We start from the raw sequence: 21,374 nt of genomic DNA on the forward strand, positions 1-21,374 counted from the left end.
AAATCGACTATCGGTCGCCGTTCGCGACTAACGGCCCAGTCGCTGGCGGGCGAACTTGGCCAACAGCGGGAGATCGCTTGGCGACAGCAGCTGAAGGATCGCGCGTTTGCTCCCCTTGTTTGCCTTCGACAACGTGTCTTCGCCCAGTTCTGAGAGGGAGGCCATCAGCTGATCGTAGCGGTCGTTCGAGGCGAGATACAGCAGCTCCGTCATCAACAGCCGCGAATCTGCGTTGGGGGCGACGTCCCGGTGCCAGAGGGTCTCGTAGACCTCGAGGTTCTCCGCCGTTGGCTCGATCTCGCCGTGTTTGAGACAGGCGTCGACCGTGGTCGCGGCGGCTCGACCCGAGCGCATGCACTTGTTGATTCCCTCGCCCCAGAGCGGGTCGACCGACGGGACGGTGTCGCCGATGGCCATGAACCGATCCGTGTACAGCTTACCCGGCATCTGGATGTGTGCCGACCCGCGGTGTTGCTTGCCTTCGATACGGGAGGCGTTCGCGAACCGCGGATCGGTGTCGAGCCAGTGCTGGAGATAGTCGTCGACGCTGAAATCGTCGCGCGCGTAGTTCTGATGACTGTCGTTTTGGATGTAACAGATGCCGACTTTCGCCGTGTCCGCGCCCGTGTGGAAGATCCACGAGTAGCCGCCGGGTGCGAGGTCGTGATCGAGTCGGAGCATCATCGCGTCGGTCAGATCCGCGTAACCCTGTCGATCGATCTCGATACCCTCGAGTTCGTACTCGATACCGATGGCGTGGTTCGACCGCTCTAAGTTACTGACGCCGAGTTTCTTCGCGAGGGGGGCGCTCGGACCCGTCGCGTCGATCACGATATCGGCGTAGACCTCCTCGGAGCCGTTGTACCGGACGCCGATCGGTTCCCCGTTTTCGGTGATCGGTTCAGTGACGTGGGCGTCGAAGACGTACTCCGCGCCGTCGTCTCGCCCGTCCGCGACCAGATACCGTTTGAAGTCGGCGAACTCGAGGACGGCCCCCGGTTGCTGTCGGACGTAGTAGTCGTTCGGCGACTCGAGGACGACGTTCTCGGTGTAGTTCATCACGACGTCGTCGGGAATCCCGAACGCGGACATCATCGACGGGAAGGTGCCCGCGGTCGATTTGTTTGACTGGCGCGGGAACTCGGCTTCGTCCTCAGTCTCGAGGACGACGGTGTCGTAGCCCCGCGCTGCGAGATCGCGCGCACACTGGGCCCCAGCGGGGCCTGCACCGGCGATCACCACATCGTACTCGTCGTTCATGTTACCCCGACTATCCCGAACGCTAAAGAGTGTACCTTGTCCGGGACGGGTGAGTCACGCGGTCCCACTCGTTGTTCGGCGCTCATTTTTCGGATCCACGGGCGCGACCCGCTTTTGTTCGTTGCCTGCGAGAACCGGCGGTTTCGAGCGGGCGGCGAATCGTTTCGGATCTACCGGGTTCGCTCTGGATCGTGCAGGCCGGCCTGGAACGTGTAGGTTGCCCCGAAACGTGGAGGACACCTTGGAACGAGCAGGTCGGCCAATAACGAGGGGTATCGTTTATGTCGATCCGCGAAAAGAGACACCCACAACCGCCGATCACCATGTACGACCGGATTCTCGTCGCGATCGACGACAGTGAACACGCCGCATTCGCCTTAGAACACGCGGTCGACCTCGCAACGTCCGTCGACGCGGTCGTCTTCGCGCTCACAGTCGTCGAACCGTCCTCGCCGATGTCCTTCGGCGTCGAGGAAGTCGACGAACTCAACGAGGCGGCGACTCGGCTGGTCGAGGAGACGCGCGAGGCCTCCGACGACATCGATGACCTCGAGGTTCGCGTCGACGTGCTTCGGGGGGAACCGAGCGACGCGATTCTCGAGTACGCCGCGGAGATCGACGCGGATCTGCTCGTCGTCGGCCAAGGAGGTGCGAGCGGGATCGCAGAGGCGCTACTCGGCGGTACGAGCGAGCGACTCTCCCGGCAGACGACGACGCCGATGACGATCGTTCCCGGATCAGAACCGGCCGACCAGGGGTAAGGCCGGCCACCGACAACTGTGAGATCGGCGGCCCCGCTAGGCCAACCGTCGGCTGCGTGACCGGCGACCCCGCTAGACACCGTCGAACTGTGTAATCAGCGACCGCTCGAAACTGAGCCGGCGTCCAGCACGAAACGGACGTGGAACCGAAATAGTGCGGAAACTGAAACAGTGCTGGAATACGACGGGTCTAGGCTTATCCGAGTGGTTTCGGTACTTGCGTTGTGAGCAACTCACACACCGCCACTGCCACCGACATCGACGAACGGGTCGTCGATGCCGCGGGGAACCCGCCGGAAATGGACTCGAGCGCCGAAGACGACACCGCGTTCGTCGATTCGAACTCGAGCGTTCGCGAGCAACTGCTGTCGAAATCGGTCTCCAGGGAGAGAACGGACAGCAATAGAGCGAGCACGGCTCGTCGTCGAACGACGCGTGAGAAGTCAACCAACGTTCAACATGATGAAACCTGAATCAGGGGGTATGAATCTCGATGACACAGATCGATCGATCCTCTATCTCCTGCAACAGGAGATGCGGACGAACCTCAGTCACGAAGATATCGCCGAGAAGATCGACGTGTCGTCCAGCACCGTCGGAAACCGAATCCGACAGCTCAAAGAAGCGGGGATCTTGCAGGACTATCAACCGAAGATCAACTACGAAGCGGCGGGCGTTCCACATCACATCCTCTTCGTCTGTACGGCCCCGATCGGTGAACGCAAGGAGATCGCCCCACAGGCGACCAAGATCGACGGGGTCGTCAACGTCAGAGAGCTACTCACCGGACAGCGGAACCTTCACGTCGAAATCGTCTGTCTCGACGCCAAAAGCATCGAGACGGTTGCGGAGGAGCTAGACGAGCTCGGACTCGAGATAGAGATGTCGGAGATACTCCGCGAAGAGTACTCACAACCGTTCAATCATTTCGGGATGGAATTGATAGAAGAATCAGGCGGAGAGTGAGACGAGGCAGCCGGTATCAGCGGAGGTTTTCTCAGTGGTCACTGACCAGAATTGATCTTCTCTGCTGGTGTACCGAGATGAAACTGTTCAGAGGTCTTATACGACGGTGCGGCGTTACACCGGTAATGGAATGTTACCCTCCCCAGAACCGCGGCCCACAGGATTCGGTATCCGTTCGAATCGTCAAGCGTATTGCGGCCCACGAAGGGGTCGATCCGATCGACTTGTCACCACCGCTGTACACCGCCATCGATCCGGATGCGCTGAACTCGCTGTTCGAACCACCGATTTCCGGTTCCGGGCGGGCTGGACGGGTCACGTTCACCTACCGCGGACACACAGTGATCGTGGAGAACGCCGAGGACATAGCAATCACCATCAAAGAGCACAGCCCGAGCCACGATGAGCGCGATACTGCCCTGTCACAAGAACGATGAAATACTGTCATAACTGCGACTGGGCCATCCGCGAGACGGACGGATACACCCAGCACGAACGATCGAAGCAAGCGCTCGAGCACTACCTCGAAACCGGACACACGATCGATACCAGTACGACCGCGATCCGGCCGCGGGTACCGGCGGTTTGCGAGGGGGTTATTCTCGAGGAGCTGCTGGAACCGACGACCTTCTAATAGGCCTACGTTGACCAGTCGTCGGGAAAGAACCGTCGTGCAACGCGCTCGAGGTCCCGGTGAGACGCGCCGTTTCGACTCGTCGTTCACTTTCACCCCGGGCGATATCGCAACCGACAGCCCTTCATTTCTGGGGCGGTTGCCACCCTCTAGATGAGCAAAGAGTACATCGAGGTGCGGGGTGCAGAGGAACACAACCTCAAGGACCTCGACGTCTCGATTCCCCGCGAGTCGTTCACCGTCGTCACCGGCCTCTCGGGGTCGGGAAAATCCTCGCTGGCGTTCGAAACCGTCTACGCCGAGGGCCAGCGCCGATACATCGAGAGTCTCTCGGCGTACGCCCGCAACTTCCTCGGGCAGATGGACAAACCGCAGGTCGAGACCGTCGAGGGCCTCTCGCCGGCGATCTCGATCGACCAGAAAAACGCGGCGAACAACCCGCGCTCGACGGTCGGGACGGTGACGGAACTGCACGACTACCTCCGACTGCTGTACGCCCGCGTCGGAACCCCGCACTGTCCGGAGTGCGGCCGCGAAGTCGGCGAGCAAAGCGCCCAGAACATGGTCGAGCGAATCCTCGAGCTTCCCGAGGGAACGAAAGTCAAGCTCGCGGCACCCGTCGTGCGCGACCAGAAGGGGGCCTTCGAGGACCTGTTCGACGAACTGGTCTCCGAGGGGTACGCACGGGTCGAAGTCGACGGCGAGGAACACGACCTGAGCCTCGATCGTCCGGACCTCGACGAGAACTTCGATCACACGGTGGACGTGATCGTCGACCGGATCTCGGTGTCGACCGAAAACCGGCCGCGGATCATCGACAGCGTCGAGACGGCCCTCGAGGAGGCCGACGGCGTCATGAAGGTCATCCTCCCCGATCCGCCCGAAGACATCGACATCGGCTCCGAATCGCGTTCGACCGGCGCGCTGGGCGAGGAAACCGACGATGATGACCGCCTCGTCGTCGAGTTCTCGAAGGACCTCGCGTGTACCCACTGCGGGATCGACGTTCCCGAAATCGAGACGCGGAGCTTTTCGTTTAACTCGCCCCACGGCGCCTGTCCGGAGTGTGAGGGACTCGGCGAGACGAAAGAGATCGACGAGAGCCTCGTCGTACAAGAGGAGTCCAAGGCCCTAAAACACGTCTTCGAGCCCTGGAGCTACAACCGGTCGTACTACCAGACCAGACTCGACGCGGTTGCCGAGCACTTCGACGTCTCGCTGTCGACGCCGTTCGAAGAGTTAGCCGAGGATATCCAGCAGGCGTTTCTCTACGGAACTACCGAGCAGGTACTGTTCAAGCGCCGGACGAAAAACGGCACGCGGCGCAAGCAAAAGCGCTTCGAGGGCGTTATCCCGAACTTGGAGCGTCGGTACATAGAGACCGACTCCGATTCGACCCGCGAGCACATCGAGGACTACATGAGCGCCACGGAGTGTCCGGCCTGCGACGGAACGCGACTCAAGCCGGCGTCGCGAGCGGTGCTGGTCGACGACACGGCGATCACCGACATCAACGCCGCCAGCATCGGCGACGCGCTCGGCCACTTCGAGTCGATGGAAGCCGACCTCACCGAGCGCGAGAAGGTCATCGCCGAGGAGATTTTGAAGGAGATCCGCGCGCGACTCGGATTCATGTGCGAGGTCGGCCTCGAGTACCTCACGCTCGATCGGGAGGCCTCGACGCTCTCGGGCGGTGAGAGCCAGCGCATTCGGCTGGCGACCCAGATCGGCTCCGGCCTCGTCGGCGTGCTCTACGTCTTAGACGAGCCCTCGATCGGCCTCCACCAGCGGGACAACGACCGGCTTCTCGACACCCTAGAAGAACTCCGGGACCTCGGCAACACCCTGCTCGTCGTCGAGCACGACGAGGAGACGATGCGACGGGCGGACAACGTCATCGACATGGGCCCCGGTCCGGGCAAACGCGGCGGCGAGGTCGTCGTCAACGGCACCGTCGACGAACTCAAAGACTGCGAGGAGTCGATCACCGGCGATTACCTCTCCGGGCGCAGAGCGATCCCGGTTCCCGAGCAGCGACGCGATCCGGACGGCGCGCTGACGATCCTCGGCGCGCGACAGCACAACCTGAACGACCTCGACGTGGACATTCCGCTCGGGTGTTTCACCGCGATCACGGGTGTTTCGGGCTCCGGGAAGTCCACGCTCATGCACGACGTGCTCTACAAGGCGCTTTCCCGACAGATGAACGACAACACGAGCGTTATCCCGGGCGAGCACGACTCGATCGAGGGCCTCGAAGAGGTCGAAACCGTGCGGCTGATCGACCAGTCGCCGATCGGGAGGACGCCTCGATCGAACCCCGCGACGTACACGAACGTCTTCGATTACGTCCGCGAGCTGTTCGCCGAGACCAAGCTCTCGAAACAGCGCGGCTACGAGAAGGGCCGGTTCTCCTTCAACGTCAAAGGCGGACGCTGCGAGGAGTGCGGCGGCCAGGGAACCGTCAAGATCGAGATGAACTTCCTCTCCGACGTCTACGTGCCCTGCGAGGAGTGCGGCGGCGACCGATACAACGACGCCACGCTCGACGTCACCTACAAGGGCAAGACGATTTCGGACGTGCTCGAGATGTCCGTCGAAGAGGCCTACGACTTCTTCGAGTCCTCGAGCCAGATCCGTCGCCGACTCGAGCTCCTGAAGGATGTCGGACTCGACTACATGAAACTCGGCCAGCCCTCGACGACGCTCTCGGGCGGCGAGGCCCAGCGGATTAAACTCGCCGAGGAGCTGGGCAAGAAGGATTCGGGCGAGACGCTGTACTTACTCGACGAGCCGACAACTGGCCTGCACTCGGCGGACGAGCGAAAGCTGATCGACGTGCTCCACCGGCTGACCGACAACGGCAACACCATCGCCGTCATCGAGCACGAACTCGACCTCGTGAAAAACGCCGACCACGTCATCGACCTCGGCCCCGAAGGCGGCGAGAACGGCGGCCAGGTCGTCGCGACGGGAACGCCAGAAGAGGTCGCCCGACTCGAATCCTCGTACACGGGCCAGTATCTGCGCGACCTGTTGCCCGATGTCGACCTCGAGGGGCCTCGGGGCGAGCGCGTCGAACCGGTAACGGCACCGACGGACGACGACTGAGTTCGGCGTCCGTTTTCCTCGAACGGGGATAGATTCACCGAATTGTCAGTCGACGAATCGAAGTATCGGAAGAACCACTCGGAAGACGACGGGAGAACACTTCTCACGCTCGCCGCCGTAGCCACGCACATGACTCGAGCGTACGCGGCGATGCGGGACCGATTGCTCGTCTGTGAGCAGGCTAGCGACGGGAACGAAGGCGACGACGGGAGCGGAACCGGCGAGCGCGCGAACGACGGGTGGCAACGCACCGACCGACTCGAGGGATACGACCTCGAGTGCGTTGCCGCGTCGGCCGCCGAACCCGACCGCGTCTTCGTCGGAACTTTCGAGAACGGCCTCTTTCGCAGCACCGATGGCGGCGAGTCGTTCGACCGCCTCGAGACGGGATTCGTCAGACACGACGGCAACGAACCCGAGAACGGGCGGGAAACAGCGGGCCACGAGGCCGTCATGTCGCTTTCGATCAGCCCCCACGACCCGGACGTGATCTACGCCGGGACCGAGCCGAGCCGTGTCTACCGATCGACGGACGGCGGCGATAGCTGGACCGAACTCGAGGGCGTCGACGACCTCCCATCCGAGCCGCAGTGGTTCTTCCCGCCGCGGCCGAGCACCCACCACGTCCGCTGGCTCGAGGTCGACCCGTTCGATCCCGACCGCCTCTACGTGGGGATCGAAGCGGGCGCGTTCGTCTACAGCACGGACGGCGGCGAGACGTGGCACGAACGGCCAGAGGACTCGAGGCGGGACAACCACACGCTGGCGATCCACGCCGAAACAGAGGGGCGCATCTACACCGCAGCGGGCGACGGCTACGCCGAGAGCGACGACGGCGGCCGGTCGTGGACCCAGCCACAGGCGGGTCTCGAGCACCGCTACTGCTGGGGACTGGCTGTCGATCCAGCCGACCCCGAATCGGTGCTCGTCTCGAGTGCGAGCGGGGCGTCGACGGCGCACACCGCCCACCGGGCCGACGCGCACCTGTATCGAAAACGGGGCGAGACGGAATGGGAGCGACTCGACGGATGCGGACTCCCGACGGGCGAGGGCGTCGTTCGGGCGGTCCTCGCGACGACCGGCGAACCCAGTCTCGTCTACGGGATGAACAACCGAGGACTGTTCTCGAGCCGAGATTTCGGCGACTCGTGGGAACGGATCGACCTCGAGTGGTCGGACGAACTCGGGACGCAGGCGCCGCGCGGACTGGTCGTCGTGTAAGCTCGGCCGTCCTCCACTCAGCAGAGCGCCGAATCGTCAACGGCCGGGTCGGGAGCGGAAACGGTGTCACTCCGCCCGTCCCCCGCTTCGAAATCCTTTTAGGCGCTACAGGGGGATACTAGAGCAACTGAGTGATATCATGGACGTCGACATCATCTCCGAATCGGAGAACCCCATGTTGCACCGAACGGACGTCACGTTCGAGTTGACCCACGACGAGGCCACGCCGTCTCGCCTGCAGGTCCGTGACAGTCTGGCAGCGAAACTGAACAAGGAAGCCGGCGAGGTCGTTATCCGCAAACTCGACACCAAGTTCGGGATGCGAAAGACCGTCGGGCAAGCGAAGGTCTACGAAACCGCGGATTTCGCTCGAGACGTCGAACAGGACCACATGCTCGAGCGCAACAAGATCGTCGCAGACGGCGACGCCGAAAGCGAAGACGCCGCTGACGCCGAGACCGAGGAAGCCGCCGAAGCAGAAGCGGAGGAAGCATAGATGGCCCGACACGAGATCTACAACGACGACGGCTCGGCCGACCGCGAGAACTGCCCGCGCTGTGGCGACACCTATCTCGCCGACCACGGTGACCGCCAGCACTGCGGCAAGTGCGGCTACACCGAGTGGGAGTAACGAATGCGAGTCCTCGGAATCGAGGGCACCGCCTGGGCGGCCAGTGCGGCCGTCTACGATTCCGACGCTGACGCCGACGGGGCGAGTTCTTCCGAGGCCGTCTTCATCGAGAGCGACGCCTACGAACCCGACAGCGGCGGCATCCACCCTCGAGAGGCCGCCGAGCACATGCACGAGGCGATCCCGCGCGTCGTCGAAACGGCTCTCGAGCACGCTCGAGACCTGCAGGAGGCGGCGGACGAACGGGAGGCAAGAGCAAGCGGAGACTCGAACGCGGACGCGGCAAGCGGGCCGCCGATCGACGTCGACGAGCGATGCTCGTCGGACCAACAGGCTGCGCCTGTTGACGCCGTCGCCTTCTCGCGCGGACCCGGTCTCGGTCCCTGCCTTCGCATCGTCGGAACGGCGGCCCGAGCGCTGAGCCAGGCGCTCGAGGTGCCGCTGGTCGGCGTCAACCACATGGTCGCCCACCTCGAGATCGGCCGTCACACTTCCGGATTCGACTCGCCGGTCTGTTTGAACGCAAGCGGCGCGAATGCTCACCTGCTTTCCTACCGGAACGGCCGGTATCGCGTGCTCGGGGAGACGATGGACACGGGCGTCGGCAACGCCATCGACAAGTTCACCCGCCACGTCGGCTGGAGCCACCCCGGCGGGCCGAAAGTCGAAGCCGCGGCAGAAGACGGCGAGTACGTCGACCTTCCCTACGTCGTCAAGGGAATGGATTTCTCCTTTTCGGGGATCATGAGCGCGGCGAAACAGCAGTACGACAAAGGGGTCGCAGTCGAGGACATCTGCTACTCCCTCCAGGAGAACATCTTCGCGATGCTCACCGAAGTCGCCGAGCGCGCGCTCTCGCTGACCGGCAGCGACGAACTCGTCCTCGGCGGCGGCGTCGGACAGAACGCGCGCCTGCGCGAGATGCTCGCGGAGATGTGCGACCAGCGCGGGGCCGAGTTTCACGCCCCCGACCCGCGATTCCTGCGGGACAACGCCGGGATGATCGCCGTCCTCGGGGCGAAGATGTACGAGGCCGGTGATACGCTCGAGATCGAGGATTCGCGGGTCAACCCGGATTTCCGACCCGATCAGGTGCCGGTCACGTGGCGTGGGTCCGAGCGAAGCGAGGACCTCGAGAATGCGAGCGGTGACGGGAGGAACCGCGAGCGCGCCGACGAGTCCGAACGACGCCTCGAGAGCGGAAACGAGGACGCTGGCGGCGACGTTCGCGGTGCCGAGGCGCTCGTCGCCCTCGAGCCGGACCGCGGACCGCTCGGCCGGGTCACGAAGAACCGACGGTCGAAGTCCTATCGCCACCCGGAACTCGACGAGCGACTGCGCCGCGAGCGCACGCGAATCGAGGCGCGGTTGACGAACCTGGCGCGACGCGAGGGCGTCCCGACGCCGGTACTGACCGAAATCGACGCGCGGGAGGCCACTCTCGAGTTCGAGTACGTCGGCGAATCGGACCTCCGCGAGTCGCTCTCGCTCGAGCGGGTTCGCGCCGTCGGTCGCCACCTCGCGAAACTGCACCGGGCGGGATTCGTCCACGGCGACCCGACGACGCGAAACGTCCGCGTCGCCCCGGATCGAACGTTCCTGATCGACTTCGGCCTCGGCTACCACACGGACCACGTCGAGGACTACGCGATGGACGTCCATGTCTTCGACCAGAGCCTCGTCGGGACGGCGAACGAGCCCGAACCGCTCCGAGCGGCGCTCCGAGAGGGGTACCGAAGCGAGGGCGAAGAACGTGTTCTCGAGCGACTCGAGGACGTCGAAGGACGCGGGCGGTACGTCTCGGAGTCGTAGCCGCCAATGACGATCCGACAGAAAGGATCGGCCTCGATCCAAGTGAGACGATCGGCGACGATATCGCTGGCGCTGGAGACGATTCTTCGAACGGCGAGACAGTCACACAATATTCTTATCAGGCGAGGTCGTACGTCCGCCCATGGCAGACAAACCGACCTCCGGAGAGATTCTCGGGGTACCGTACAACTTCGAACGTCCAAGTGTCAGCCGGATGCTCTCTTCGTACTGGAAGCCGGGCGAAGGAATGCTCGTCGAGAAGCCCTTCGGCGTCGGCTACACCCTGAATCTCGCCAACTGGCGGTCGTGGGTCGTCGTCCTCGTCGCGGGTGCGCTGCTCTATCAACAGGAAACGAGCGACTCCGAGACCGACGACCGGGAGGACGACGCGGCGGACGAACCGGTCGAAGTGATCGTCGACGACGACAACGACGACTGATCGCCTCCGCGCAGGTCGACCCCGCCGATTTTCTTCGCACAGCCACCGTCATTTCCGAGCGACTGTGACGATCTGGGCTGGCGACTGAGCCCCCGAGATACGGAATCGTGACTGAGATCGGCGTCCCGATACGAGATCATGGCTCCGACTCGATCTGTTTCCCGGCGCGCGCTGTGTCGGGGCGAACGGACAGTGAGCCGCGACTCGAGGCCGCGCGAGGGGCGAGTGAGCGAGCGCGACGCGGAGCGTCGCGAGACTGCGAGCGAACGAGTCGGCTGGGGAGGGCGAGGCGCGGTACTCGTTGTGGCCCGTGCGAGCAGGGCGCTCGCTGATAGATCTCACGAACCGATACTGAAACGAGCGATCCGAATCAGGAGACACCGACGACGCTTTAGCCCTCCCGAACGCGCCCTCTCGTATGCCCATCCAGTTCGTCACCGGAAACGAGGGGAAAGTTCGCGAGGCGACCACCTACCTCGAGGGGATCGAACCCGTCGAACAGGTCGATTACGACTACACGGAGGTCCAGAGCAACGCGCTCAAGGACATCGCCGCCTACGGCGCGCTCGAGGCCTACGAGGAACTGGGGGCCGACGAACCGGTGTTGGTCGACGACGCGGGCCTGTTCGTCGACGCACTCGGAGGCTTTCCCGGACCCTACTCCGCCTACGTCGAGGACACCGTCGGCGTCGAGCGCCTCTGGCGACTGGCCCGCGGGGAGGACGACCGCCGCGCACGATTTCGGACCGTGCTGGCCTACTGCGACGAGAACGGCACCGAGACGTTCGAGGGCTCCGTGGCCGGAACGCTGGTCGCGCCTCGAGGCGAGGGCGGGTTCGGCTACGATCCGATCTTCGAGTACAACGGACAGACGATGGCCGAGATGAGCACCGAGGAGAAAAACGCCATCTCCCACCGCGGCCGGGCGCTGGCGACGTTCGCCGAGTGGTACGCCGACGAACGATAGGTTGGCGGGCCACTGACGAAGCTATTCTCTCCTGGTTGCGGGTCGATACCCGGCCGGTACGAACAGTACCTTCAAGAGGACGTGTCAATGAAAACCAATTGCATCATGGCTCCGCTTCGATCCGTCCTTCCCTCACTCCAACCCGTCCGCGACGGCCTGACGGACGACTCGCTTCGGTTCGCGATACTCGCCGGACTCGCGACGATTCCGTTCACCCTGCTTCTGTCCTGGGAACCCGTTCCGGACGACGGAGTCGTTCTCGGCGGATCCGTCTCGGGACTGCCGTTACTGGTGGCCGCGGTAGTCGTCGGCTACCGCTACAGTGACCGCGAAACGGAGAGTCGCCGCGCCGGCGTATGGACCGGGCTCGCGGGCTCGATCGGAACGGTACTCCTCTATCTTGCGAACTCGGCTACCACGATGTGGGCCGGATCGCGGGAGATGACCGTGTTCGCCGCCGTCCTCACGCCGCCTGCCCTCATTCTCGGCGTCGGGCTGACCACAATGATAGCGGCGGCGATTGCGACGATCACCGCTCGAGCGGTCAATCGACTCGAGCGAGAGCATCGGATCGTTCCACCGGGGGAGACTCGAGCGCGCGACGTTCGGGACTCGCGCTGGTGGATCCCGCTCGCGGCGTACGTGCTTCTGGCCCCGCCCGCGGCAGTCGTTTTGATCGTTAGCGAGGGACGGAGCGACGGTTGGTTCCTGCTGTCGGCACTCTTCTTGCTGGTACTGGTACCGCTGTCGGTCGTCGCGTTCGTCGCGCTGTTCATCGACGCTACTGAACCTCGACCGGACGGAATCACGTGGATCCCGAATATGTGGATGTACGTCGGCCTCCCGATCGCCGGCTACGTGCTCGTTTACCTGATAGCAGCGTATCAGCAGATCCCAAAGCCGTCTGCACCCGGCATGTACGGGTTCATCGTTGCACTCTGGGTGACGGCCGTCGGGTACCTCGTCGTCAGGTACCGCCACGTCGGCGGGAGGATCCGATAACTGCTGGCCGGAAACACGACTACTCGAACGGCCCACCGTTTCGCGGATCGCGATCCGGGCCCGGATACTCGTCGTCGTGATCCTCGACCGTTCTGTACAGGCTTTCGGGATCGAAGAGGGCCGCGAACGCGTCCGGCGGTCGGATACTGAGCGAGACTCGAGGCTGGAGCGTCAACCCGGCCTTCGCCGAGCCGAGTCGTTCGTCGTAGCTCAAAAGGTGTGCGGCGTCGCCCTGATAGGCCGACGCGAGCGCGGGGTGGTCCTCCGGTGGCTGTTCGACTCGGACGCGTTCGGCCTCGAGCCGCTCGCGGTGGGTGGCCGCCAGATCCGCGTCGGCCAGGGCCGCCACGAGCCGTTCGGTCTCCTCGAGCAGTTCGTCGGTCGCGACGAGTTCGACCCAGGAGTGGCGTCGGACGTGATCGATCGCCTCGCGTGCGTCGCCGCCGACGAGTAAATCCGCCGCGAGGACGTCCGCGTCGGCGACGACGCGGGCCGGGTTCGGCTGCTCAGCCATCTTGACGCACCTCGTCTCCCGCAGATTGAGTTTCGGAGTCATCCGGCCCGGCGTCGCGGCGCTGGGCCTCGAGGGTTTCCCGGATCGTCTCGAGGTCGATATTGACCGTCTCGGCCCGGTCGAAGAGGTCCGCCCAGTTCGTCGTCATGGATGCGGGTTGGGGACGGAGCGAAAAAGGGATGCGCTTTGTCCGGCGGCGATTTCTCACGCTCGTCCGGCCGTCGCGTTCGTCGCGTCACGTTTTCGATTCTCGAGCACCAGAAAGACGACCGTTCCGAGGACGAACGCGACGCCGACGTTGACGAGCAGTCCGACGGCACCGACGCCGACGACGACCGCGAGTGACTGGTGGGTGTCGACGGGATCGAACGCTGCACGCCCCAGTTCGAGCGCGATGACAACCAGTAAAACGCCGAGCAACGCCAACGGGAAGGCGGCGAGAACGGCACCGGCTGCGACGAGCGCCAGCGCGAGATACCCCACACCGAGCAACACGTTCGCGCCGCCGGTTCGGGCTCCGAAGGCGTACTTGCCGGCGAGGCCGCCGCTACCGTGACACATCGGGACGCCGCCGAACGGAATCGCCGCGAGGCAGGTCACGCCCATGCTCTGGGAGAGGTCGTCCGCGGAGACGTCTCGGTCGTAGAGGTCCTCACAGAGCAACGCGGTCGCGATGGCCGCGTTTCCGACCGTCATCCCGAGCTGGGCGACGGTTCCCTCGAGCGCCGCGGCGCTGAACGAGGGGGCGCCCGCCGGGAAGAACGCGGCTTCGGGTAGCTGCGGGGTCGGAACACCCGCGGACGCGACGGCGGCGAAACCGCCGAGTCCGAGCACGACCAGGACGCTCTGCTTGTGGTACCCAAAGAGGGTGAGCGCGGCGACGACCGCCAGACCGGCCGCCGCGACGGGTAAGCTCTCGACGGAGAGATCGAGCGCCGCCTCGAGCAAGAGCAGGGCGACGGCGAACTGGACGCCGCGGACGACTGGTTCGCCGACGACCGTCTGGAGTCGGCCGACCAGTCCGAGTCGACCGACGACGAGCAAGGTGACGCCGGCGAGCACCCCCGCGGCGGCGAGTTCCGGGTACGAGAGCGTACCGACGATCGCTAGCCCGACGAGTGCTTTCATCGGCTCGACGGACAACGGCATCCCGTAGTACAGCCCCCAGACGATCTGGAATGCGCCGAATCCGACGAGCACGTGCGGCAACGAGATCGACGTCATCGCCGCGAGCGCGACGAGCAGCGGCAGAACTGTAACCGAATCCCCTAGCGCACCCGTCAGCTCCGCCGTCGAAAATTCGAGCGACGCTCGAGCAGACGACTGCGACGAATGAGCCATCAATTGCCACTAGCGACACGGTGGCTTTACTGTTGTCAGAAACCCGTTAGCGTTATTCTACAGAGATATATAACCAGTACTGGTTACGATGCGTTCGTTCGAAGTACGGCTATAGCGCTGGTGGCGCTCCTTCCTCCGCGTCCTCGGCGTCCGCCGGCAGTTCGATGTCGACGGATTCGTTGTGATCGGTGATCGTCATCTCGGTCGACGAGGTGGTCGTCTGGTTACCGGTGGTCGTCGTCAACTCGGTGTCGATCTTGTGGATGTAGTTCGTCTCCTCGTCGACGTAGAGTTCGTAGGAGACGTCGTCGACGGTCGCACCGGTCGCCTGAAAGTTCGGCGAGTTCTGGAGTTCCGCTTTGAGTTCGTCGGTCGCTTCGACCGACACGACGGTCGTTTCGACGCCGTTTACGGTCTCGGTTCCGTTTTCGGTCAGCGTTCCGGATTCGATGAAGTCGGTCTGGGCCGCGAGCTGGGCGCTTTCCTCCCAGACGTCGCCCTCGAGGTCCATCCGGAACCAGTCGCCGTCGATCGACGCGTACAGGGTGTTTTCGACGATGTACTCTTCGACTTGTATCGTCTCGTTCTCCGAGATGAGTTCGGTGTCGGTGGTCGAACTCACGTGCGATCGGTTCGCGGACTCGTTTATCCGCCCCTCCGAGACGACAGTCTCTTCGCCCTGTTCCGTTTCGATCGTCTGGGTCATCTCGTACTGATACGTATCGACGGCCTCGATTTCCTCGAGAATATCGGTTTGTTCGACCTCTTCCTCGTCGGGCCCGTCGCCGCCGGGCATCGCGCCGGAGCAGCCAGCGAGCGCCACGACCAGTACGACGGCGAGGATCGCGCCTGTTCGGATTGAATGTGTCACGTTCTGTGAAGGCTCAACGGATTGCTTCTAAACCGTTGTCCCGCAGTTCATTCAGTGAGAGAAGACAGTCGCGCGAGCGTGACAACTATTAAACCGAACTAGTACTACCCATGACAACAAATGACATCACTGCAACCATCCCCGTTGTCTCGAGGGGGTGCATACAACAGTTCTCGCACCTTTCCAAGTGGGTCTATTGCACCGATAAGTACAGGATAGTCATTTTTCGACCCGTTCGAGGACAATCCCTTCATCGAAACGGCCTCGCTGTTCTGCTTTTTGTGCTCGCTTCTCATTTAGCTCGTCGACACTCACACCTTTTCTTTTCCGAATCGCGTGGACGACCTCCAATATATCCGCTAACTCCTCCAAACAACGTGATTCTCGGTACTCAACCACCTCTTCCTCCAACTTTTCCACTAATCGTTCAGAGTAGTCTTCGCCGGTAACTCTGCTGGTTACAGGCTCTTCTCCGTTCTGCTTGATAACCGCTGGAATCTCGTCCCGGACAAGCTTGTCAAATTCCCGTCCCATAAAGTAGTCCCTCAAAAAGTCAGCCAAAAAGGATGGCGATGGGCGATCAATAAGCACACGTAGTTGCCGTTCAGTACAGGTGAGCGATGTATCGTAATGGAGTCTGAGCTATACATCAATTAATAGAAACAGCGTCAACAGCCAGGGAGTATCAACAACGCGCGGTCAAGGGCGCAACTGCACGGGCGATCATCAAGTAGATCCATCAATTCAATGGGGTTTTTATCGAGGTCTTTCGAAGTTGTCGTATGACCGACTTGTCCTCTATCTCCCGGCGTCGGGCACTCGCCGCCTTCGGCGCTGTCGCGACCGGGGTCAGTGGGTATGTTGCGGGCGTCCGCTCTGCGGACAGCGTCCCCGACTGGCTTGCCGGCCGCGACTGTGCCCCGTCTCCACTCGTCACGAGCCCGACGGACTGGGCGTTTCCCCGACACGACCGAGCGAATACTGGTCATGCTCCCACACGCGCGGGCCCGAACTGGCCACTCAACAAGGCGTGGGAACGGGAGTGGCCGATCGGCGACCTGTACGAGCTGATGCCGCTCGTCGTTTCCAATGGTGTCGTAGTCGCTCTCATGGAGGCCGATCCGCGAAGTGTCCTACTCGCCATCTCGCTCGCAGACGGTCGAGTGCGCTGGCGTCGGGCGGTGGACGACGCCCGCTATGGACATGTTTGTGCCGCAAGCGGAACGGCGTTCGTCGAGGCAGAGGTTCCCGACTCGCCCGTCCAGCTCGCCGCTCGATCGCTCGGCGATGGTACGGCGATGTGGACCGATTCGTTCTCCTCACACGTCTCGCAGACGCTCGCCGCCGGCCGGTTGCTCGCCGCCAAGCGACGCGACGGCGACTTCGTTATCACCGCGTCCGACGCCCGTACCGGTTCCGAATGCTGGCGTGCAGTCCATGACGGTCGACCCGGTGATATCGCCGTCACAGACGGACGGATCGTTCTGCCGACGCGCGATTACGGCGTTCTCGCCCTTGACCCCGCCACCGGTGACCGACAGTGGCGTTCGGATGCCGGCGGTGACACGGCCGCGATCGTCGATGGGCTGGTAATATCGAGGCGCTTTCCGGGTGAACTGAAGGCGTTGTCGCTCGTTGACGGATCGACCGAGTGGAGCGTCCGGAGCGAACACTTCGTCGAAGGCGGGGAGAGTGACGACGGGAGTCAGTATGCCCGTCCCGGATTCGAGATTGGCGCCGTCACGCCGGAGGCTGTCGTGTATATGCTGGAGGTGTATAGTGAGTATCCTCGCCGATTACAGGCCAGAGATTTCGAAACCGGCGAACTACTGTGGGATGTCGGACCGGAGCCAACCCCGGTCGAGTTCCATGGGTATTCACGGCCGGTAGTGGTGGGTGATGATGTCCTGGCGATCCGGTACGCTCGCCGCGAGGAGAGCGAGGATATCCCTGACGCACTCCTCCGGCTCGACATCGCTACCGGGGAAGAACTCGATCGAGTAACGTTCCCGACCGACGAGAGGATCTATCCTCCTGTCGTTGCCAACAATACTCTGCTCGTTCCGACGGAGGAGGGACTGATCGCCTATACGTAATCTCGAGGAGGATCACGTGTTCAGTCACGTCGGGTGATCCGGCAGATATCCGAAGATCATTATAGCCTGCACGTCTCTCATCTGACTGTACGATATATATGCGCCCTGTCTTGCACGGTAGCGCAAACAGATATTGGAACTGGTAGAATGTCCATCGGTAAGTTCGCATCTGTAGTTGCCGTTCAGTATAGGCTATTCAGGCTCTGTTGAAATCCTCTTGCTGTTCATTATTCCTTTCCGGGGAACTCACCTACTCACTCTGCCGATGGACGGTTGTTCGCTAGATCAGGAATATATGTCCGCACAAACTGTCCAGCAGCAGCAAGTGCAATTGCCCCACCAGCCCAACTCGAAACAATTCGAAGATTCTCCTGCATTAAACCTGTGAGGATGACTACTCCGATTCCAAGTAGGACCGTACTTAGCAATATCCAGCGGCGAATCGAACGGAGCAGTAGAATCGTCTCAGAGGGCATGAAAAACGAATTCAGAGCGACTAGTATCAATCTGTCGATGATCTATGAATAGTTCTTATTCATCGAGGAACGAGCATTTGGCGGTTCGACTGTAGCCCGACTAAACGCTCGAACGGATAGCGGAGCTCAGAGTAGATCAATCCCCCGTGAATCTTTCTCTGACAGCCTCTCGTCTCAACGACTAGCCAACATCACTTCTGTAACCATCGTTAACAGCGGCGCTGCCAGCCGATCAGTACCGATAAGGGGGCGCGACGGAAACACCACCGCGTGAGCGAGCTTGGTAAAATCGACCGCACGTTTTTCGAGCGCCGCGTCGCCCCGAACCTCGGCGCGCGGCGAGACGACGTTTCGATCGGTCCCCAGCACGGCGTCGACTTCGGCGTCCTCGACATTGACGGGCGGGCGCTGGTCACCGCGACCGACCCGCTGTCGATCCTCCCGGCGCTCGGCTTCGAGCGCGCCGCGCGATTCGCGCTCGATCTGGTGCTCGCGGATGTCGCGGTCAGCGGCATCCCGCCCTCGCACCTCTCGATTTGTTTTACGCTCCCCGAGTCGATGGACGACGAGGAGTTCGCGGCCGTCTGGGAGACGATCCACGCCGAGTGCGAGGACCTCGGCGTTTCCGTCGTCACCGGTCACACCGCCCGCTACTCGGACCCCTCGTACCCGTGGGTGGGCGCGGCGACCGCCATGGGCGTCGGCGACCACGACGACATCGTCCGCCCGGACGGCGCTCGAGCCGGCGACAGGTTGCTCCTGACGACCGGCCCCGGCGTCGAGTCGGTCGGCCTGCTGAGTACGCTGTTCGGCGACCAACTGGACCTGTCTGTGGGCGTCCTCGAGGATGCACGGGAACGGCTCGAGGACGTCCACTGCGTTCGGGACGCGCTCACAGCCGCGGCGGCCGGACCCGTGAGCGCGATGCACGACGTCACCGAAGGCGGCCTCGCGGGCGCGCTCAACGAGATGGCCGACGGCGCACGGCGGGCGAGCGCCGATCGGGACGTTCGATTCGAAATCGACGGCGCGGCCGTTCCGATTCGGCCCGGCGTGGCGGAAGTCTGTGACGCCCTCGAGATCGATCCGTGGCACGCGACGAGCTGCGGCTCGCTCGTGATCGCCGTCGACCCGGCCGGCGTCGACGCCGTTCGCGGCGCACTCGAGGAGCGAGACACCGTCGTCGCCGAGATCGGACGGGTAGTCGACGGGAGCGGATCGGACGGCGGGGGCGGATCGGACAATGGCAACGGATCTGCCGGCGATGGCGGCTCCGTCTTCGTCGACGGAACGCGGCTCGGGCATCCCCACGTCGACCCCTCGTGGGCCGCGTACGCCGAGTTAGCGGACGAGTGAGATTTTCGGTCCAGTAGGGAACGCGACGCCGCCCCACTACCGATTTATATTTCGGCGAAATAGCTTCGGTATGCGCACGCCAGCACCAGAGACACCACCGATCGCCCTGACGATCGCCGGAAGCGACTCCGGCGGCGGTGCCGGCATCCAGGCCGACTTGGCGACGATGGCCGCCCACGACGTCTACGGGACCAGCGCCATCACCGCGGTCACGGCCCAGCACAGTCGCGGCGTCGAACGTTCCTACCCGCTCGCGCTTGAGGAAGTCGAGGCCCAGCTGTCTGCGGTGACCGACGATTTCGACATCGCTGCAGCCAAGACGGGGATGCTCGCGACGACCGAAATCGTCCGCACAGTCGCAACCGAAGCCGAGCGCTTCGAGTTTCCGCTCGTCGTCGATCCCGTGATGGTCGCCACGTCCGGGGATCGGCTGCTCGAGCCGGAAGCCGAACGGGCCTACGAGGACCTCATCGGCGAGTCGCGAGTCGTCACGCCGAACGCGGACGAAGCCGAGGTCCTAACCGACATCGCGGTCGAAGACCAGCGGAGCGCGGTCGAGGCCGGCGACGCGCTCCTCGAGTTGGGGGCAGAGGCCGCGCTGGTCAAGGGCGGGCACGTCCCAGGCGAGACGATCAGCGACGTGCTCGTCACCGGTTCGGGGACCACGACGTTCGAGCACACGCGCGTCGACACCGACGCGACTCACGGATCGGGCTGTACGCTCGCCGCGGCGATCGCCGCCCGACTCGCCCGTAGCGAGTCGCTCGAGGACGCGGTCGCCGGCGCGACCGACCTTCTCACCCGCGCGGTTCGATACCACTACGACGTTGGCCAGGGTCCCGGTGCGGTCAATCACGGCGTCGAACAGCGAAATCGGGCGGCTATGGAGGCGACCACGGAATCGATCCGAACCGCTGTCAATCGGATCGTCGAGGCAGACATCTCCCCGCTGGTTCCCGAAGTCGGAACGAACGTCGTCGGCGCGACGCCGTACGCGGACGCCATCGAGGAGATCGCGGCCGTCGAAGGGCGCATCACCCGCACGCTCGCCGGGATCAGCCCCAACGGCGCGGTTCGGTTCGGGGCCTCCCAAAACGTCGCGCGGTTCGTCCTCGACGCGCGGGAAGTTTGTCCGAATCTGCGCTTTGCGTGTAACCTCCGATTCAACGCGGACGTCGAAGCGGCACTCGAGGATCTCGAGTGGAGGACGACGGAACTGCCCCGCGAGTCCGACGCCGAGACTGACACCGAGGAGTGGATGGAGCCAGCGGTCGTCGAAACGCTCTTTGACGGCGACGATAGCCACCCGATCGCCGTCGTCGACCGCGGCGCGGTCGGTAAGGAGGCGATGACGTATCTCGTCGCGTCGGAGACCGAGACGCTAGCGGATCGGGTGCTCGAGCTCTACGAGACGTTCCGTTGAGATCGCCGAGACGCCCCGCTGAGGGTTACGAGACGTTCCACCGCCGTTTTTGTCGCTGCGCCCGTCCGATCACGTATGGTAGAGAGTCCATTCGACGTCGAGATTCAGGTCGGCGAGATACTCGAGGCCGAATCGTTCCCGGAAGCGAACAAACCGAAGATGACGAAACTCTGGATCGACCTCGGCGAGGACGGCGAGATTCAGTCGGCCGGACAGCTCGATCACCACTACGAACCCGACGAACTGGTGGGTCGGCAAGTCCTCTGTGCGACGAACCTCGGCAGCGTCCGAATCGCCGGCTTCAAATCCGAGGCGCTGACCGTCGGCGTTCCCGACGAAGACGGATTCCCCGTGCTCGTCGAACCCGACGAGGCGGTTCCACTTGGCGGCGTGCTGTTTTGAGCGGGTCGAGACGGAGACGCCACTGTGAAACCGGTGACCACTTTCGCCGCGGAACCCGCAGGTCTTTTGCGATGGAAGGATAGTCCTCGTG

At 63.3% G+C, this 21,374-nt stretch carries 23 protein-coding genes; 17 read left to right on the top strand and 6 right to left on the bottom strand.

The genetic code is table 11. The annotated features are described in order from the left end of the window. Positions 1 to 27 precede the first annotated feature (27 nt). A complete protein-coding gene (locus HALLA_RS12070) occupies positions 28 to 1,260 on the bottom strand; it encodes a digeranylgeranylglycerophospholipid reductase (protein ID WP_049953592.1) in 1,233 nt (410 codons plus the stop codon). A 281-nt stretch (positions 1,261 to 1,541) separates the two neighbouring features. Between HALLA_RS12070 and HALLA_RS12075 the strand changes: the two genes are divergently transcribed. From HALLA_RS12075 to HALLA_RS12135, 13 genes are all read left to right on the top strand, one after another. Then, positions 1,542 to 2,021: a universal stress protein gene (locus HALLA_RS12075; RefSeq protein WP_242406166.1), complete on the top strand. Its 480-nt coding sequence runs from the start codon at positions 1,542 to 1,544 to the stop codon at positions 2,019 to 2,021. Positions 2,022 to 2,245: 224 nt separating this feature from the next. Beyond that, the gene (locus HALLA_RS21080) at positions 2,246 to 2,494 is read left to right on the top strand and encodes a hypothetical protein (RefSeq protein WP_049953593.1); all 249 of its coding nucleotides are present in this window, start codon (positions 2,246 to 2,248) and stop codon (positions 2,492 to 2,494) included. Positions 2,495 to 2,504: 10 nt separating this feature from the next. Next, entirely contained in the window at positions 2,505 to 2,987 is a 483-nt protein-coding gene (locus HALLA_RS12085) for an Lrp/AsnC family transcriptional regulator (protein WP_049953594.1), read from the top strand. 125 nt (positions 2,988 to 3,112) lie between these two features. Next, positions 3,113 to 3,424, top strand: coding sequence for a HalOD1 output domain-containing protein (locus HALLA_RS12090; protein ID WP_169732136.1), 312 nt, complete (start codon positions 3,113 to 3,115; stop codon positions 3,422 to 3,424). Next, positions 3,421 to 3,621, top strand: coding sequence for a hypothetical protein (locus HALLA_RS12095; RefSeq protein WP_049953595.1), 201 nt, complete (start codon positions 3,421 to 3,423; stop codon positions 3,619 to 3,621). The genes HALLA_RS12090 and HALLA_RS12095 overlap by 4 nt, the downstream gene beginning before the upstream one ends. 153 nt (positions 3,622 to 3,774) lie before the next feature. Beyond that, positions 3,775 to 6,732 carry an excinuclease ABC subunit UvrA gene (uvrA, locus tag HALLA_RS12100; RefSeq protein ID WP_049953596.1) on the top strand — a complete coding sequence of 986 codons (2,958 nt, stop codon included), beginning with the start codon at positions 3,775 to 3,777 and terminating at the stop codon, positions 6,730 to 6,732. Positions 6,733 to 6,861: 129 nt separating this feature from the next. Continuing rightward, positions 6,862 to 7,953: a WD40/YVTN/BNR-like repeat-containing protein gene (locus HALLA_RS12105; protein ID WP_049954110.1), complete on the top strand. Its 1,092-nt coding sequence runs from the start codon at positions 6,862 to 6,864 to the stop codon at positions 7,951 to 7,953. A 139-nt stretch (positions 7,954 to 8,092) separates the two neighbouring features. Further along, complete coding sequence (locus HALLA_RS12110) at positions 8,093 to 8,449, top strand: 30S ribosomal protein S24e (RefSeq protein WP_049953597.1); 357 nt, start codon at positions 8,093 to 8,095, stop codon at positions 8,447 to 8,449. Continuing rightward, a complete protein-coding gene (locus tag HALLA_RS12115; protein WP_049953598.1) occupies positions 8,450 to 8,584 on the top strand; it encodes a 30S ribosomal protein S27ae in 135 nt (44 codons plus the stop codon). 3 nt (positions 8,585 to 8,587) lie between these two features. Beyond that, positions 8,588 to 10,396 carry a bifunctional N(6)-L-threonylcarbamoyladenine synthase/serine/threonine protein kinase gene (locus HALLA_RS12120; RefSeq protein ID WP_049953599.1) on the top strand — a complete coding sequence of 603 codons (1,809 nt, stop codon included), beginning with the start codon at positions 8,588 to 8,590 and terminating at the stop codon, positions 10,394 to 10,396. Between the two features lie 142 nt (positions 10,397 to 10,538). Then, positions 10,539 to 10,835, top strand: a complete 297-nt coding sequence (locus HALLA_RS12125) for a DUF5808 domain-containing protein (RefSeq protein ID WP_049953600.1) — start codon at positions 10,539 to 10,541, stop codon at positions 10,833 to 10,835. A gap of 418 nt (positions 10,836 to 11,253) precedes the next feature. After that, positions 11,254 to 11,802, top strand: a complete 549-nt coding sequence (locus HALLA_RS12130) for an XTP/dITP diphosphatase (protein WP_049953601.1) — start codon at positions 11,254 to 11,256, stop codon at positions 11,800 to 11,802. A gap of 87 nt (positions 11,803 to 11,889) precedes the next feature. After that, positions 11,890 to 12,804: a DUF5518 domain-containing protein gene (locus HALLA_RS12135; protein ID WP_157231375.1), complete on the top strand. Its 915-nt coding sequence runs from the start codon at positions 11,890 to 11,892 to the stop codon at positions 12,802 to 12,804. A gap of 19 nt (positions 12,805 to 12,823) precedes the next feature. Here HALLA_RS12135 and HALLA_RS12140 read toward each other — a convergent pair whose 3' ends face one another. The 5 genes from HALLA_RS12140 to HALLA_RS12155 form a co-directional block, all read right to left on the bottom strand. Then, entirely contained in the window at positions 12,824 to 13,318 is a 495-nt protein-coding gene (locus tag HALLA_RS12140) for a DUF7384 family protein (protein WP_049953603.1), read from the bottom strand. Continuing rightward, positions 13,311 to 13,466: a hypothetical protein gene (locus tag HALLA_RS21085; protein ID WP_169732137.1), complete on the bottom strand. Its 156-nt coding sequence runs from the start codon at positions 13,464 to 13,466 to the stop codon at positions 13,311 to 13,313. The genes HALLA_RS12140 and HALLA_RS21085 overlap by 8 nt, the downstream gene beginning before the upstream one ends. Before the next feature lie 56 nt (positions 13,467 to 13,522). Next, a complete protein-coding gene (locus tag HALLA_RS12145) occupies positions 13,523 to 14,659 on the bottom strand; it encodes a putative sulfate/molybdate transporter (protein ID WP_049953604.1) in 1,137 nt (378 codons plus the stop codon). Positions 14,660 to 14,768: 109 nt separating this feature from the next. After that, positions 14,769 to 15,530 (bottom strand): DUF6612 family protein, encoded by a 762-nt coding sequence (locus tag HALLA_RS12150; RefSeq protein WP_049953605.1) that lies wholly within the window; start codon positions 15,528 to 15,530, stop codon positions 14,769 to 14,771. Between the two features lie 219 nt (positions 15,531 to 15,749). Next, a complete protein-coding gene (locus tag HALLA_RS12155) occupies positions 15,750 to 16,064 on the bottom strand; it encodes a nucleoside triphosphate pyrophosphohydrolase (protein ID WP_049954111.1) in 315 nt (104 codons plus the stop codon). 248 nt (positions 16,065 to 16,312) lie between these two features. On the opposite strand from HALLA_RS12155, the gene HALLA_RS12160 reads away from it, so the two are divergent. The 4 genes from HALLA_RS12160 to HALLA_RS12175 all read left to right on the top strand — a co-directional run bounded on the left by HALLA_RS12160 (position 16,313) and on the right by HALLA_RS12175 (position 21,283). Next, the gene (locus tag HALLA_RS12160) at positions 16,313 to 17,626 is read left to right on the top strand and encodes an outer membrane protein assembly factor BamB family protein (RefSeq protein WP_049953606.1); all 1,314 of its coding nucleotides are present in this window, start codon (positions 16,313 to 16,315) and stop codon (positions 17,624 to 17,626) included. Positions 17,627 to 18,372: 746 nt separating this feature from the next. Continuing rightward, the gene (locus HALLA_RS12165; protein ID WP_049953607.1) at positions 18,373 to 19,458 is read left to right on the top strand and encodes an AIR synthase family protein; all 1,086 of its coding nucleotides are present in this window, start codon (positions 18,373 to 18,375) and stop codon (positions 19,456 to 19,458) included. Positions 19,459 to 19,528: 70 nt separating this feature from the next. Then, positions 19,529 to 20,881 (top strand): bifunctional hydroxymethylpyrimidine kinase/phosphomethylpyrimidine kinase, encoded by a 1,353-nt coding sequence (gene thiD, locus HALLA_RS12170; RefSeq protein WP_049953608.1) that lies wholly within the window; start codon positions 19,529 to 19,531, stop codon positions 20,879 to 20,881. Between the two features lie 75 nt (positions 20,882 to 20,956). Continuing rightward, positions 20,957 to 21,283 carry a tRNA-binding protein gene (locus tag HALLA_RS12175; RefSeq protein ID WP_049953609.1) on the top strand — a complete coding sequence of 109 codons (327 nt, stop codon included), beginning with the start codon at positions 20,957 to 20,959 and terminating at the stop codon, positions 21,281 to 21,283. Positions 21,284 to 21,374: the final 91 nt, after the last annotated feature.

It is taken from the genome of Halostagnicola larsenii XH-48 (genome assembly GCF_000517625.1).
Taxonomy (GTDB): Archaea; Halobacteriota; Halobacteria; order Halobacteriales; family Natrialbaceae; genus Halostagnicola; species Halostagnicola larsenii.

Excerpts from the sequence above, each read along its gene's own strand:
- HALLA_RS12070 (WP_049953592.1), bottom strand. The coding sequence starts at position 1,260 with ATGAACGACGAGTACGATGTGGTGATCGCCGGTGCAGGCCCCGCTGGG.
- HALLA_RS12075 (WP_242406166.1), top strand. The coding sequence starts at position 1,542 with ATGTCGATCCGCGAAAAGAGACACCCACAACCGCCGATCACCATGTAC.
- HALLA_RS12085 (WP_049953594.1), top strand. The coding sequence starts at position 2,505 with ATGAATCTCGATGACACAGATCGATCGATCCTCTATCTCCTGCAACAG.
- HALLA_RS12090 (WP_169732136.1), top strand. The coding sequence starts at position 3,113 with ATGGAATGTTACCCTCCCCAGAACCGCGGCCCACAGGATTCGGTATCC.
- HALLA_RS12095 (WP_049953595.1), top strand. The coding sequence starts at position 3,421 with ATGAAATACTGTCATAACTGCGACTGGGCCATCCGCGAGACGGACGGA.
- uvrA (WP_049953596.1), top strand. The coding sequence starts at position 3,775 with ATGAGCAAAGAGTACATCGAGGTGCGGGGTGCAGAGGAACACAACCTC.
- HALLA_RS12105 (WP_049954110.1), top strand. The coding sequence starts at position 6,862 with ATGACTCGAGCGTACGCGGCGATGCGGGACCGATTGCTCGTCTGTGAG.
- HALLA_RS12110 (WP_049953597.1), top strand. The coding sequence starts at position 8,093 with ATGGACGTCGACATCATCTCCGAATCGGAGAACCCCATGTTGCACCGA.
- HALLA_RS12115 (WP_049953598.1), top strand. The coding sequence starts at position 8,450 with ATGGCCCGACACGAGATCTACAACGACGACGGCTCGGCCGACCGCGAG.
- HALLA_RS12120 (WP_049953599.1), top strand. The coding sequence starts at position 8,588 with ATGCGAGTCCTCGGAATCGAGGGCACCGCCTGGGCGGCCAGTGCGGCC.
- HALLA_RS12125 (WP_049953600.1), top strand. The coding sequence starts at position 10,539 with ATGGCAGACAAACCGACCTCCGGAGAGATTCTCGGGGTACCGTACAAC.
- HALLA_RS12130 (WP_049953601.1), top strand. The coding sequence starts at position 11,254 with ATGCCCATCCAGTTCGTCACCGGAAACGAGGGGAAAGTTCGCGAGGCG.
- HALLA_RS12135 (WP_157231375.1), top strand. The coding sequence starts at position 11,890 with ATGAAAACCAATTGCATCATGGCTCCGCTTCGATCCGTCCTTCCCTCA.
- HALLA_RS12140 (WP_049953603.1), bottom strand. The coding sequence starts at position 13,318 with ATGGCTGAGCAGCCGAACCCGGCCCGCGTCGTCGCCGACGCGGACGTC.
- HALLA_RS21085 (WP_169732137.1), bottom strand. The coding sequence starts at position 13,466 with ATGACGACGAACTGGGCGGACCTCTTCGACCGGGCCGAGACGGTCAAT.
- HALLA_RS12145 (WP_049953604.1), bottom strand. The coding sequence starts at position 14,659 with ATGGCTCATTCGTCGCAGTCGTCTGCTCGAGCGTCGCTCGAATTTTCG.
- HALLA_RS12155 (WP_049954111.1), bottom strand. The coding sequence starts at position 16,064 with ATGGGACGGGAATTTGACAAGCTTGTCCGGGACGAGATTCCAGCGGTT.
- HALLA_RS12160 (WP_049953606.1), top strand. The coding sequence starts at position 16,313 with ATGACCGACTTGTCCTCTATCTCCCGGCGTCGGGCACTCGCCGCCTTC.
- thiD (WP_049953608.1), top strand. The coding sequence starts at position 19,529 with ATGCGCACGCCAGCACCAGAGACACCACCGATCGCCCTGACGATCGCC.
- HALLA_RS12175 (WP_049953609.1), top strand. The coding sequence starts at position 20,957 with ATGGTAGAGAGTCCATTCGACGTCGAGATTCAGGTCGGCGAGATACTC.